This is a genomic window from Serratia sp. H1w (assembly GCF_000633355.1).
Taxonomy (GTDB): domain Bacteria; phylum Pseudomonadota; class Gammaproteobacteria; order Enterobacterales; family Enterobacteriaceae; genus Chania.
The window spans coordinates 22,114-36,707 of sequence record NZ_AYMQ01000017.1 but is presented as its reverse complement, the minus strand read 5'-3'; the positions used below and the strand labels follow the sequence as shown (position 1 = coordinate 36,707).

3 protein-coding genes are annotated in these 14,594 nt (G+C 54.0%); all 3 read right to left on the bottom strand.

Annotated features, from left to right (window positions below; all coding sequences use genetic code 11):
• Window positions 1-267: 267 nt before the first annotated feature.
• From U869_RS0103285 to U869_RS0103275, 3 genes are read right to left on the bottom strand one after another with little or no spacing between them, the layout of a single operon-like run.
• Window positions 268-726: a hypothetical protein gene (locus U869_RS0103285; protein ID WP_025123957.1), complete on the bottom strand. Its 459-nt coding sequence runs from the start codon at window positions 724-726 to the stop codon at window positions 268-270.
• Window positions 723-12,689: a hemagglutinin repeat-containing protein gene (locus tag U869_RS32370; protein WP_025121277.1), complete on the bottom strand. Its 11,967-nt coding sequence runs from the start codon at window positions 12,687-12,689 to the stop codon at window positions 723-725. The genes U869_RS0103285 and U869_RS32370 overlap by 4 nt, the downstream gene beginning before the upstream one ends.
• A 22-nt stretch (window positions 12,690-12,711) precedes the next feature.
• Entirely contained in the window at window positions 12,712-14,382 is a 1,671-nt protein-coding gene (locus U869_RS0103275; protein ID WP_025121276.1) for a ShlB/FhaC/HecB family hemolysin secretion/activation protein, read from the bottom strand.
• Window positions 14,383-14,594 lie beyond the last annotated feature (212 nt).

Below are 14,594 nucleotides of genomic sequence, written 5' to 3'. Positions count from 1 at the left end.
GCTGGTGGCTGGTGGCTGGTGGTCTAACAGATCTATCCCCCATAAACTCTTCTTGATCTTTGAATTTAAAAACTGGATATCTAGAATGGCAGCATTGCCATTCTAGATCCCCTAGCTTTTCAATGACCGAAAAAAGTTCTCTCCCTTCTTCTTGTATCATTTTAACCCCTGTAATTTATCAGAGATAGTTATTCCATCTGGGTTAATCGTTTTAATGTGCTTTTCCCAATCACCTTTTAGGTTTCACCTCGATTAAACTACAACACCTCAAAAATCAATACCTGAATCCTTTAAAACTAATTTGATATGTTGAGATAAACTATCAAGATCAGAATAGGCTATAGGCCCGAAATCAGGTTTATGCCTAGAAATATACTCATCAACCTTTTGAAAGTCATCTAAACTATCTCTTAACTCTTTAACATAAATTGGTAAAATACACCTATTTATTCCAGGCCCATACTCTTTTTTTTGGCTAATCATAACCCATTTAAGTTTCCCTTTATATGAATCTAGAGCTTTTTCCAATATCTCAATAATTCGAGGGTCTTCATCCTTAAACCGAAAGCTAGTAAATGGAGGGTATGATGAATGGTCGACAATCTCGAAATGATCGCCAACCCACATCTCAGGATAGCGTTTTTGATAGCGTTTCCATTCAAGAGGTCCCAATTTAGAAAGCACATCAAACAATGCTCGCTCAACTTTATCTTGCATGGTCATCATTTTAGCCCCTCAAGTTTATCAGAGATAGTTACACCCTCTGGATTAATAGCTTTAATATGTTTCTCCCAATCTCCCTTTGGTATTGGCTTTAAGGATACTCGAGGATCATATACATAACGACCGTCCGTGTAAACTTGATGAAATTCCATTTCTCTCTCAATCTGCCCACTTTCAAAGACATTTAAATTCCCACGAGAAACTGGTCTAACCTCTATAATTTTCCCTTGACCACCAGCTGCATCAAGCAACGTAGGCGCTATATCAGAACAATCTGTACATTTAGTATCATTAGCCCAACTCATAAACTTTGGATCATTCATTTTATTAACAACATCCTGATTCGCTGGATATCCAGGATTCTCAGGTCGAACATTTTCTAGACCTGGTATTTTTTCATTTAAATATATCAGATCACTTGACGATGGCGCATCTGGAATCGGTGTTACCGTCGTATTCCCACCAGTATCAGGCTTACCATCCGTATTTCCCGTATGGTTAGAGCCTTGCTCACCAGACTGATCCGGTGCAACCAGTGTGGTCCCCTTATTCTGATCAGGAATTGGGTTCACCAGTTTCCCACCTGTTGGATCTTCACCAGGCGTAGGGAACACGGTAATGATTCCTTTGCTTCCTTTTAGTTCCTCATAGGCTGCCCGTTCGGAAGGAGATAGTTGATCAACCTGCGCCGGATCTCCCGACATCGCCGCCAACATTACGTTGGTTTTCTGGGCACTAGACAAATCTTCAACCACTGAAGTAGCCGCCCCAACCCCCACTAAGGCCCCTAATCCCATTTCAATAACTTTATTGCGGCAAATAGCCAAATCAGCACAGGCCTGTATACCCGTCCTAGCAACAACCAAAATGTTGTTGTTTTCAACCGCATTCTTACCTGCCTGAGCACCTGCAACTACGTCAGCCGTGCTGTCACCAACTAATCCACCTGCCAGAGCTGATGCAAGAGTACCCAAAGCACTGATCGTCTGCCTTTGATCTTCACTCAAATCTTCGCGTTTAATGTTCGGATAAAGTTGCTGAGCAATATATTCGCCCATAACCGCACCGGAAGCCCCTGCCAATGCACTATTACCGTTAACCTGAGCAACCACCGCCCCTAACACGGCATGCGCCATCAAATTAGCTTCCGTATTCACCTTACCTGTTATTGGGTCGACAGTTTTATTGTGGATCACTTCTGCGAGATAGGGTGCCGTTGCCCCTGCCAACGCTTTAGCTACATCACCACCGGCCAGTCCCTGCAAGGCCGCAGTCGCTGCCTGTATTGCCTGCTGGACCTTACCACCCGTACCAAAACCTGACTCAGTAAATGCTTTATCGTAGGCCGTCTGATAAATCTGCTTGCTGATATCCTCAGAGGTCGGCTCCTTACCAGGGTTAGCTTTTTTCCATTTAGCTTCTGCAGCGGCGAGATCTTCAGGCTTAACGTCCTTCATCTTCTCATTCGCCGCTTTGGTAGCAACAATCTGTCCCTGCGTACGAGCGATATCCGACGCCTGACCACCAATCTCCCCAATCAGTTGCGCCTGTTTCAGCCGGTTCTGCTCTTTCTCCTTATCGAAGATCGGTGCGATGCTGCCGTTGGCGTTCTCCGTATCCCGGCTCAGATCGGCAACATTTTGCTGTTGGTTGTCCTTGTCACGAACGGTGATAGTGCCTTCACTTACCGCCGCTTGCGTGGTGCCGCTGGCATGACCGCTGCCATTCAATCCTGACAGCATCCCACCCGCCAGGTTGCCCTGGAACTCTTTACCGCCAAAGTCACCGCCGCCGCTGATCCCTACACCCACATGTTCAACGTTGTAATCCGCCTGGTTATGTAGGTCGCTGAACCCCAGCGTCCCCGTATCCAGGCTATTTTTGTCCGCCGTTGCCGTTGAACTGATTACCGCTCCGTCCAGTTGAGTATGCTCGCCAACCTTAACGTCAAAACCACCTTTGCCCGCAAAGATCCCGGTCTGCTCCTGCACCGAGTCATAATTGCTGTGCATCTTGTCCTGGCTCAGGTTCAGGTAGCCGGAGCCACTCATCGAGCCCCAGGTGAAGCTGCCGCCAGCGCTGGCGTTCTGCTGCTTCATATCGTACAGATCGTTGTCTTGCTGGCTGGAGAGCGTCAGGTTGCGCCCGACGTCAACTTCCACCTTATCACCGCTAACCTGTGCACCGGCCAGGGTAGTATCGCGCCCGCTGTTCATAGCCAGCGTCTTACCACTGTCGATGGTCGTCTCGGTCCACTGAGTTCCGGTGCCTTTTTCACTGCCTTTGCCCGCATTGACGTTGGCAAACACCTTGATACCGGTGTCTTTACCCAAGCTCAGGCCGATACCGATTTCACCGCCGCTGCTCTTGTTGCTCCCCGTCTGCTGCTGGGTATTGGCTGCCCCGGCCAACAGGATGTCGCGAGCGGCATCAACCGTGGTATCGCCACCTGCTTTCAACTGGCTACCGGCAATCACCACATCACCACTGTTGGCACTGCTGCCTTTTCCAGTCGCGGTTACCGACAGATTATTTCCCGCCGTCAGCGTCGAACCGGTGACATTATCAGAGACCTGCTTTTGCGTGGATGATGACTTCTGGGCCCCAATGGAAAGGCTGATACCGACCGCATTCTGCATATCGCCCTTGGCATCTTCCAGCATCAAGGCCTGGCCTGCCTGCACCCCAGACAGTGCTGCTTTGGTGCCCTGCAATGCTGTCAAGCGGCCATCGCTTTCGCTTTTGGCACTCTGTGCAGTCGATATCGCCGAATTGGCCGCAGCCCCCGCCGCACCGGAAAGCGCCACGGTCAAGCCACTCTGTTTCTGCTCGAATCGTTCTTCTACCGTACGCAGGTCATGCCCAGGTTCGATAATGACGCTGTCGCCGGTGACGTTGAGATTTTTACCGGCAATCAGATCCGCACCACCGATATGCGCCTGGTTGCCAGCAACGATGTTCACGTCACCACCGGTTGAGCCAATGGTGCTAACACTTTGACTTTGCGTGGTGCCGTCTTCATTCACCTGATGGCGCGAGCTGGAACTGCCTATCGTCACCCCGATACCGCCGGTGCCCATCAGCCCACTCTTTTTCTTCTCATCCAACCGATAGCTGGATTGCTCTTCGGTTGCCGCCACGATCTCGACGTTATTGCCCGCTTGCAGATTAACCTTGCCGTCACCGACGACTGAGGAACCTTTCACCGACAGATCGTTACCGGCAGATAGCGATACGTTATCGCCGCTCAGCAACGTACCTTTCTCTTGTGTGGCGTAATCTTCCCGCACCGTATGAGTGGTGGTCTTCGACAGGAAACCTTTCTTGGTTTTGGTTTCTTCGAAGAAGGAGTAATCACTTTCGGTCGCGCTGTTTAGCGCAATATCCCGCCCGGCACTGACGGCGACATCGCCGCTGGCCTGTACTTGCGCCGCGTTCAATGTGGCATCGCGATCGGCGTGAATAGTGGTATTTCCTCCGCTGGCAATCTCTGTTCCCTGTTGGCGGATAGACTCGTCCACCTGCTGGCGCTTGCCTTCCTTGCTCTCGCGGTATTCGCTGGTCTGCTGGGTATTGAGGTTTACGTCACGCTCGGCATTCAGGCTGACGTTGTTATCCGCCACCATCGCCGCTGCCTGAGAATTCACATCCCGGCCTGCATCCAGCGTTAAATCACCGCCACTGGTTAGGGTAGTGCGGGTGGCATCGTTACTGCGCTGTTCGGTGCCGTTATCTTTCTGCCGGGTGCTCGCTTCCTGCGTTTGCAGGTTGATGTCACGTCCAGCGGCGATCGTCGCATCGCTCTGGCTACCAACCTGGCTGGCCTTCACGTTGACATCGCGGCCTGCATCAACCGTCAGCGGCCCACCGGCGCTGATTTCGCTACCTTGGCTACCGTAGGTTTCGCTTTCTTTTACGCTCCGCCAGCCCTGGGATTTATCGGCACTGTAAGTGGTGTTGGCCAGGACGTTGATATCCCCACCCGCAAACAGATCCATTGCACCACCGGAGGTCAATTTAGCCCCCAGGATATCGATGTTGTTGCCAGCGCTCAGGCTTAAGCTATCCAAGGCCTGAATGGAGCCGATATTGCCAATTTCCGTACGTGACAGTGACAGGCTTTGCGGCATCCAGCCACCGAGGGAACCCTGGGTATCCCACTGGTTAGTCAGCGTCTGGTTGATGATGCTGCCATCCAGACTTTCCAACTGCACCGTTTTGCCACTGATGATTGAACCGATATTGTTGATATCGCCAATCGCACTCAATTGCAGATTGCCACCCGCATTGAGCAGGCCAGCATTGAGGTTGCTGATACTGTTCTGGCTATCGATCGCCAGAGTATTCTGTGCGGTCAGCGTGCTGCCACTGTTGGTAACATTGCCGGCAGTGAGCGAGACATTTTTCCCGGCAATCACGCTGCCGTTATTGATCGTCACGTCTTTTGGCGACAGGTAGAGCTTCGGTACCATCACCGTCTGGCCATTGATGCTGGTCGCTTCCCACCACAAGATGCTGTGGTCCAAGGAGGCGATCTGCTGCGCCGTCAATGCAATACCGAACTTCAGCCCCAGCGACTGTTGCGCCCGGGCGGCATTGTCCATCAGGGTCTGCATCTGCTCCAGATCTGAACCTACCCCGTTCAGATAGCGGCTCCCCGTTTGATTCAGCATGGCATTGCTGACGTAACGGGTATCAAAGGCCGCATCCCCCAGGAAACGGTAGTCGTAATCCGGGTGGAGGTTCAGGCGGTCAAGGAAATAGGCAGAGCCGATAAACTTGTCCTGCACCGTGAACTGTTCATTAGTTTCACGTGGGCTCTGGCCTGGGGTGATCCCCATTAGAGCGTAAAGATCGCCAAACAGGCTCGGATCCAGTTGCCCCAAGCCGTTAAGTTTCGGGTTGGTGGTGATCAGATAAGGGCTATCCGGATCGGTGGAGGCAACAAAATAGCCGTTCTCACCCTTAGGCAGCGGATACGCGCTGGTATCGACCGTTTTGCCTTGATAGTGATTTAAACCCTTGCCATCCGTACCAACCAGATCCTTACCATCGGTGGTAGTGTTTTGTAACGCAGTGCCATCCCCCAGGTTGGCGCTACCCTGGCCACCATCACCGTATTTTCCTAACCCCGAGAGTTCAGGTGTGACATTATCCAGGCCGCTACCGCCGTTAATCTGTTGCAAAGCACTCTGCAGGCTGTCTTGCCATTCAGGGGAGTTGACCGCCGCGTTGTCACTGGCTGACAACGCCTGTTTATCTACGGCGCCGCCAATAGTTTGTTGGCTCAGGGTGTTTAGCGTTGGGGCATTGATGGAATTGGTTACCCCACCAGCGTTAGGTGCGGTGGTGGTATTACTGAGGTCGTTGGCAAAGTTGGCTACGACGTTGCCGCCCGCCTGGATCACGGAGCGGTAGATCTCACCTTCGCCTCGTTCATAGCGGACTTCGCCCGTCGCCGTGTACAGGATATAGTTGGCGGTAATATCCCCTTTGACAGTATTAGTTTCTGGCAGCGGAACCTGGCTAAGGCCATAACCAAATTGATACGTCTGATAGCGGGTTTCAGTGCCCGAGAACCAGGATTGGTTATTCAGGTTGTTCCCTGAAAGGTAGGCGTTATTATTAGTTAAAATATTACTTGCCTGATTATCCAATTGCCCGGCATAAAGCGTGATATCACGCCCGGAAGCAATGCGCGCAGCGCCGCCGTTTGCCGTTACGGCGACGGTCGAAATGCCGGAAGCGAACTCCTTGATCCGCTGATTCAGATAAGGCGTTGGCGTTGAACTGTAATGCGTTGTCGGGGAGGCGCCGTGGCCAGGGCTACCACCGCCCGACTCCCAAGATTTTATGACGTAACCGTAGTCGCCTCGGTTGAAGAAACTCAGCGGTACTTTTGCCTCAAAATCTGTCACCCACGAATACTGCGGTACGCTGCTCTCGGTGCTAGTCACAGTCAACCCATCGCGCTGGTTCAGCAAATGGGCGGTATTAATGGTGATATCACCATTTTGTGTCTCGATAGTGCCAGAGCTGTTCACGACTTCGCTGTTGGCATTGCCCGCCATATCGCGCTGCATCCACAGGCTATTGCCAGCCAGAATGTCACCGTGCAGGTTTTTGATGCTGTTGGCCAACAGGTACAGGTTGTTACCGGCATACAGCAGGGCGGTGTTCACCAGATTAGTGGTATTCAGCGTGAGCGTACCCAACGTACCGGTAAACCCGTCAACGGTGATATCGCTCTGGCTGTTCAGGGTCACATCGCCCCCTGATTGCAGCGTTCCAGCCGCATTCATGGCAATAGCGCTACCACTGAGGGTGCTGGCCCCGCTCCCGCCAGTGATTTGCCCGTTGTTGGTTAAAACACCGTACGTCGTAAGATTGACGCTCTGCCCCTGCAAAGTGCCTTGGTTAGTCAACGCTCCCTGACTGTTGATATTCAGGTTCTGGCCTGCGGCAATCACGTTCTGGCTGGTAAAGGCATTCACCAGTTGCAACGTCAGGTTGCCCAACGCCACGACTTGGCCCTGTTGGTCAAAGCCGCCACTGCTCAACAGCAAATCACCACCGCTGAACATTTTCCCTGTTGTCTGAAGGGCCACCTGGCTGGCATTGATATTAAGCCCGGAATTGCCGAGCAGCGTACCGCCGTTGGTCAGCTGCTGGATATTCAACACCAGGCTGTTTCCCTGGACGGTGCCTTGGTTGTTCAGGCTGTTTCCTGTCAACGTGCCCTGTAGTTCAGCCAACAAGGTGCCGCTGTTGTCTACCGTATCTGCATTCAGCAACAATGTGGCCGCTTGCAGCCACCCGGTGTTGGTAAATTGCCAGCCGTCGAGTGACAGCTCGGACCCCGCAAGCAGTCTGCCGTCATTACGCCCAGCCATCGCTGATCCGATCCGGGTGTCAGTACCGCTTTGCATCAGGCCGCTGTTGACCCAGTACGGGGTGGTGATGGTGAGCGCGTTCTGGCTGAGAAGGGTACCCGATGCGTTATTGGTTAACGAACCGGACAAGTTCAGCGTCAGCCCGGTTTCTCCTTGGATGCGTCCACTGTTATCCAGCGCACCGCTGTTAACCCACACGTCGCCACCCTGAATACGCCCCAGGTTGGAGATCGAGGCCGCATCCAGTTTCAGGTCACCTGCCGTCAGCAAGGTGTTATCTTGCTGTTGGGTGAAAGCCCCACTCAGCGCAACCGTCAACCCGTCGACACCGCTGATTTCGCCTTGATTATTCAAACTGTCAGCACGCAGGCTGAGATTTTTTGCCAACCACTGCCCGGCGTTGGTCAGCGAAAGCGCCTGTAACGCCGCAGTGCCATTGGCGGTAATTTTGCTGCCTGCCGTCGCATTCAACGCCCCAGACAGAACCACTTGCAGCGCATCCGCACTCTGGATAGCGCCACTGTTATTCAACGTTTGAGCATTCAGCAGGATCTGTTGCCCCTGCCAGCGACCATCATTGGTCACTGTACTGCCATTAACGCTCAGCGTGCCCTGAGTCAGCAGTGAGCCTTGGGCGCTGTTCACCAGCGTCAGCAGCGGGGCGGAAAACGCCTGAATGCCCAGCGTCAGTGACTGCAAACCGATCAGCGTGCCCGAGTTATTCACCACGGACTGTGCCAGGTTGAGGATATTACCTTGTACTGCACCTTGGTTGTTCAAGGTAGCACCAGCCAAAGACAGATCCCCGTCACTCAGCACGGCGCCGTTGTTGGTCAGCGTTTGTGCCTGTATCTCGCCGTTGCCCTGGCTAAGCAATGACCCTTCATTCACCAACGTGTTGGTGACGTTGACTGCCAAAGAATCGCTCCCCAGCAGGCTGCCACGGTTCAACCAATCAGTGGCTGCGATATGAGCTTGCCCACCCTGAACCAGCCCGTCAGAGGTCAGTTGCCCGGCATTTAGCGACAACGCACCGCCAGACAGCACACGGCTTGATGCACTCAAGGTCAGCACATCACCATGGGCATCAAGCCAGTCGCTTCCCTGCCACAATCCGCTGTTACTCAGCGTATCGGCATTCAGAGTCAAGCGGTTGGCCACCAGCTTGCCGCTGTTGGTCAGATTGCCCGCGCTGAGGTTCAACGTATTCAGGCTCGCAATCTGGCCGCTGTTTTGCATCGTGTTCGCTGTGCCGGTCAAACCCGATACCGCGTTTATCGATCCAGTGTTATCCAGACTATCGACGCCAAACGTCAGGTTATTTCCCTGCCAGAACCCGGCGTTGGTGACTGCGCCACTATTGACGGCCAGTTCACCATCACTCAGCAACTGTGCACCGGCGAGTACGTTCAGCGCGGCGCTATTTAGCGTCAGCCCGGCATTGCCTTGCATGATGCCAGTGTGAGTCACGGTGCCGCTGTCCAGCACCAGCGTATTACCCGCCAGAACCCCGGCATTGTTCACCGATTGGCTACGGAACGTGGCATTTTCACGTGCAACGAGTTTGCCGTCTTGCTGGTTGTCAAAAGCCCCCTGCACATCCAGGCTCAGATTGTTCGCCACAATACTGCCCTGGTTGGTAAATTGCTGACCGGTGAGAGACAAGTCATCGTTCACCTGCAATAAACCGGCGTTGTTCAATTGATCGAGCGCCAGCTCCAGGGCACCACCGCTGATCAGCTTGCCGCTGGCAAGATTACTGATGTTGGGGATGGTCAATTGCAGATGGCTGTTGCCCTGTAACAGACCGCTATTGGTCAACTGTGGCGCGGTCAATATCACCGAGTCTGCCGCCAGGGTGCCCTGATTGAGAATATCGGCAGCCGTGAGTTCAAACCGATCCTGGCTCAGTAACAGGCCACTGTTGAGCATGTCACCGGTAAGCTCCGCCGTCAGGCGTTCTTGCGCCTGAGCACTGCCGCTGTTCTGCCAGCTCTGAGCTTTAACCGTCAGTTGTTGCCCTTGCATAGCGCCCTGGTTGACCAACTGGCGGCCATCGAGGCGTAACGCTCCGTTCGATAACATCTGCCCTGTGGCAGCATTATTAAGCTGGTTACCGGAAAGTTGCAGCGACTGGCTCCCCTGCATCAGCCCCTTGTTGATAACGTCGCCTATAACGGAAAGCGCGTTGGCCGCTAACCAGCCCGCGTTGTCCAATGAACCCGCTGAGACATTCATCCCCTGTTGGCCGAGGATCTTGCCTTGGTTAGTCAACGTATTAGCCACTTTCAGGCTCGCCGTTTGCTCACTCAACACATTGCCGGTGTTGAACCACTCCTGAGCTGACAGATCCAAGGTTTTACCCTGAAGCAATCCGGCATTGGTCAGTGAGTCTGCCTGTAATGCCAGTTCTCCGGCGCTAAGTAACACACCCCCAAGCTGGTTATCCAGTGAGGAGGTTTTAACGTTGATCTGATTGCTACCTTGCAGAGTCCCGGTATTGAACAGAGATGTCGTATCCAGGGTCAGAGCCGTCGCGGCCAGCAGGCCGTCATTGTTGAATTGCGGGGTGGCCAACGTCAGGGAACCGCTCGCGTTGACGGATCCATCCTGCTGGTTGATGAACCGTTTGGCCAACAACAAGGCTATCATGGAAGCCTGAATAACCCCGGCGTTGGTCAGATTGTCTGCCACCAGGCTCAGCGAACCGCCGGTGAGTAAACGCCCACGGTTACTCACGTCCGTCGCCTTGATGGAAAGCGTGCTATCGCCCTGCAACGTACCGCTGTTGGTGATGTTGGTGGCGTTCAGGGTCAGTTGGTTTGCCGCCAGTTGCCCGGCATTGGACAACGCCATCCCGGTGAGGGACAAAGTATGCTTGGCCAGCAGTAAACCTCCTTGCTGGTTATCCACCTGCTGGTTTTTGGCCGTCAGGTTCGCGGCATTAATTTCGCCGCGGTTGATCAGTTGATCGCCACCAAGCAGCAAATCCCGATCGGTGGTGAACAGTCCGGCGTTTTTCAGCGTCGGGATAACCAGGGACAAGGAGTTGGCCGTATAAACGGTGCCGCCTTGCTGGTTGTCCATCAGGCGGGCGATAAGATCCAGGGTCTGAGTCCCCTGAAGCAGGCCGCTGTTGGCCAGCGTCTGGCTGTTGATCGTCAAGACAGGAGCGACCAGTGTGCCTTGGTTAGTCAAGGTGCCTGCATTTAAAGCCAGCGTTGCGGCATGACTTTTGCCACTGTGTAACAACGAGTCGGCCTCTACCGTCAATGCCCCTTTTGCCGTCTGGGTACCTGCCAATGTGGCAAGTTGTGCCTGGATGGCGAGGTTGCCCCCGCTTTGTACCTGAGCCCCCGACAGCGTGTTCAGCGTCGTGCCCCGCCATGCCAGATCGCCCCCGGCATTCCATTCACCACCTAATGTGGCATTAGCTGCGTTGACCGAAATGTTGCCCTGGCTGGTAGTGATGGCATCTGCCGCCGTGGTCAACGCATCGCTGCCAAGGAACAGCCCCGTGGTACCAGAAAGCAGGCCGTTCTGTTGCAGCGTTCCTGCCCACAGTGTGAGGCTGTCATCACTCAGCAACTCGCCGTAGTGGCCGTTGCGGAACGTACCGCTGACGGTAAGATCGGCTTTGCCTTTGGCACTCAGGGTTCCGTCCTGATCCAACGTCTGGCTGGAGACGCTCAGTGCGCCACCACTCAATATCTTGCCACTATTGGCAAGCGACTGGCCGCTCAGCGACAGGTTGCCCTGGCTCTGAACTGTGCCGCTATTTCCCAGATTGGCGAGAGTGCTTTGTATCGCCCCATTGGCCATCAGTGTGCCACTGTTTACCAGCGAAGCACCGCTGAGGGTAAGGTTTTGCCCTGCGGTCACTTGCCCTTGCGTCAGGCCGGTATTGAAGAACGTCATGTCTACATGGCGTGCTGCATCAATCTGGCTGGAACTATCCACCAGCACGTCACGGGCACGCAGGCTGATATCGTTTCCAGCGGTCAACTTGCCGGTGTTCAGTTGCAACTTACCGCCGCTGGAGAGAACGATATCCCGATCGCTGACCAAAGTGCCGTTCTGTTGGCTGAGGTCACCCTGGCTATTAAGTGCGATGGATTGGCTGGCTTTGTGGTCACCCAGCATGCTGATACTCTGCCCCGTCGCCGTGAGTGCACCGCTGGCAAGGCTGTTGTTGACCGTCAATTTGCCGTTGGCATCCAGGGTGATATCCCCGGCGCGAGCATTGAGATTACCAAGATTGACGCCCACGCCCTTGTCACTGGAAACCAGATGAATACGGTTGGCGTACATGCCGCCTAATGCACCGGTATCGATCGCGACTTTTGGCACATCTCCCTGACCAGCGATCGGGGTGACGTTGCCCTGCGCATCCACTCGGTTGGCCCCCAGGGTAATGGTGGCATCCTGGGCATAAAGCTGGGCGTTGATCTCGGTGGCACGGGCAATCAGAGCGAATTTCTCGCTCTGGCTGGCATCCAGCCCTTTGCCCTGAATGCTGATGGCCCCTTGCGTGACTTCCAACGCCTGTAGTTTGCCGTCTGGCCCCAGTACCGGCTTGCCGGTCGTCAGCGTCGCATTCGGGGTGTTGATAAAGCCGCAGCCGTCGCAGGTAATGCCATAAGGGTTGGCAACCATCACGTTCGCCTGCTTACCCGCCACCTCCATGTAGCCTTGCAGCTGGGAACGGTTCGGGGCAACCACCTCGTTGATAATGCCTTGGGCTTCCTGCCCGGCCTTCAGATTGGGGTTGTTCTGGATCAGGCCGCCAAGCTGGGTCTGATTAAGCCGCTCGGTGGAGTTGTTGAGGATCAGCCCTTCTTTCCCCACGTTGAAGTCGTTGTATTTATTGTGGGAAATACCGGCCTGATTAGGCGTGGCGATGTTGACCACCGGCACGCCATTGCCAGCCTGATCGATGCGGGTGTTACCCTCCGCGACATTAACACCGTTAGCCATGACGGGCAGCAGCGGCTGCCCCGCCAATAGGCAGCACAGGGTATAACTCAGCCAACGCTGGCTGATATGAACGGGTTGATTATCTTTCTGCTTCATCCTTGAAACCCTTTCCTGTGAATTAAAGAACGATGTTAATGCGGTAGTAAATCGATACTCGATCCGGCTCTAACCAGTCCGGATGCGCCAGCGGCCAACCGACGGTAAATTGACTGCTGAAATAACGATTGCGGCTGCCTAAACCAACCGCGCCACCCCACAAAGTGCCAGAGGCGTAAGCGTCCACAGAGTCGTGGCGCAGATACCCCCCATCCACGGCAGCCAATACCGAAATATCGCCCAGATACGGCAGGCTGAACGGCGTCCAGTTAACCTCGTTACGCCAGTAACCTCCTTTGTCGCCAGAGAGATACTGTTCCTTGAAGCCACGCACCGAGCTTTCACCGCCGAGGGTCAAGCGTTCGCTGCCGTAAAGGCGATCGGGCGTCCATTGGCCATACAGGCTGGTGAGATAGTTCCAGTCTTGCGCCAACGGCAGGTAATAACTGCCGGAGAGGGTGTATTTATCAAACTCCGCCTTGGGGGCTTCGCTTACTTTGCCGCTGTCATCTTCCGCGCCTAACCAAGGTACACCACGGCTATAGGAAGGATTGAGCGTGGCAAAGCCGCCCCACAGTTTTTGGCTGTGGCTGACGCCGAACGATACGCTGGTCAGTTTGCGGCTGCTGCTGTCCAGGCGAGTATCGTTGAGATAGTTGCGGTTGATACGGTGCGTCAGGCCCAGCGCCAGTCCGGTTTTCATATCACTGTTGCGGAACAAGACGCGTGAGACGTTGAAGCGATGGGTTTGGCTGTCGCCGCTAGATCGCCAGTCAAAGCCCTGATTGTCGATCGTCGAGAGGTAATCGCTGTAGGAATAGTTGTAATCCACCAGCCAATAGCCATAAGGCAGGCTGACACCGGCCTGTACGCTACGGGCATCATGATCGTTGGCGAAATCGCTGCTGCGCGCGCCGGTAACAAACCACTGATCCGCCAACCCCAACAAATTATTGCCGGTCAAAGACCCGTTAATTTGCCCGGTGCCGGTACTTTTCTGCCCGCTGTTGTCAAAACCCAGCCCCAGCATCACCGGGAACTCAGGCTTGGCCGTCAGGTTGACCACCGAATAGCCTGGCTGGCTACCGGGCAGGATTTCAATCTGTACCGGTTGTTGGCGCAGGCGGTTGATCTGCTCCATACCCTGTTCGATATCGCGCAGGTTTAGGGTGTGCCCTACCAGTCCGGGAAACGCCATCCTCAGCATCCGGTCGTCCCGTTGGTCCAGCAGGATCTTCTCTAGCTGGCCTTCCAACACCAATAGCTTCAGTTCGCCATGGGACAAGTCTTGCTCGGTCAGGAAGGCTCGGCTGGTGATATAGCCCCGCTCGATATACCAATCGGAGACTTGCTGCACCAAGGTGTTGATCTGAGCCAGGTTCAGGCAGCGTTGCAGGTAAGATTGCGTCAAAGCCTGTCGCGCACTGGCGGGCAGAAGATTGGCGCCTTCAAAGCGCACATTATTGATGGTAAAACACGGACCGCCGGGGGTCGTGGCTGCTGGCGTTTGTGGCAACACTGGCGTCAGGCTGCGTTGCAGTTCCTGGCGTTGCTGTTGGTTTTGCTGCAACAGTTCACGCTGCTGCTGTTGGATTGTATCTCGATCCGCCGGGCTGAGCATATTGGCACTCACGCCCGCACTGAGGGAAAGAAACAACAAGGATACTGCCAACCGTTGAGTTACTGAGTCCATTCAGATAAATCGCCTTAATGATTTTGCGGCATTCTAACGAGTGATTTCAGCAACAGACAAGCAGGAACTCACAAACCTGCGGCCCTCAATGGAGGCTAAAAAGAGAAAAATCTTAAAAGAAAGTAGAGTAAATATCGTTAATCTTTTTCAAACCGTTCACTTTATTTTTTGTACGCATTTTAAACAGTCAATCATGCTGAGTTGTGAAAGAA